The organism is Methylobacterium sp. WL103 (genome assembly GCF_008039885.1).
GTDB classification, from domain to species: domain Bacteria; phylum Pseudomonadota; class Alphaproteobacteria; order Rhizobiales; family Beijerinckiaceae; genus Methylobacterium; species Methylobacterium cerastii.
This window is the reverse complement of the sequence record NZ_VRUX01001183.1, coordinates 1-637: the sequence shown is the minus strand read 5'-3', so window position 1 is coordinate 637 and position 637 is coordinate 1. Positions and strand designations below refer to the sequence as shown.

The 637-nt window shown below is 71.4% G+C and carries 1 protein-coding gene; it reads right to left on the bottom strand.

The window, feature by feature from the left end; translation table 11 throughout:
- Nucleotides 1–423: DUF4345 domain-containing protein (locus tag FV222_RS28505; protein WP_147816471.1), on the bottom strand; the 423-nt coding region annotated here is incomplete at its 3' end.
- Nucleotides 424–637: the final 214 nt, after the last annotated feature.

The window sequence follows — 637 nt, the reverse complement described above, 5'->3', positions numbered from 1 at the left end:
GGGCGCGGCGGCTGTGCCGAGGACCGCCTCGGCGTCGCGCGCCCGTCCGGCGATCCGCGCCTGCCACAGGCACAGCGACGGCGTGACGCCGAGCTCCATGGCCAGCGCCGCCAGCATCGTCAGCGACGGGACGCCCGTGAGCCACAGGCCGAGCAGCCGTGCGAGCCCGCCGAGCACGACGACGAGGGTCAGGAACCGGAACAGGCGTCCCTTTTCCTCGATCCCGGGGACGCAGGTGAGGAACAGGATGCCGACGCCGGTAAGCAGGCCGGAGAGATAGCGGAAATGGCTGTCCGCGGAGATGTTGGGCACGCCGCCCTCCATCCCGTTGATGCCGAAGACCACGCCGTACAATCCGGCGGCGACCGGCACGATCGCCGCCACCGCCACCACGCGCTGAAGCGCCTGCCGTTCCGTCATCATGCCGTTCGGTTACGCGTGGGCACCCGGACGCACAACCCGCAGAGCGGGCGGACGATCCGTCAGGCCTTCTCACCCTTCAGGCGCTTGTTGCACTTGCTCCAGTATTGCGGCCACTTCGGCCCCTGCGACACCTTCTCGGCGTCGGCCAGCGCCCGCCACTGGGCGCCGCAGGTCTTCTGGCGCTGGCGCGCCGCCGTCTGCCCGGCGCTCGGCG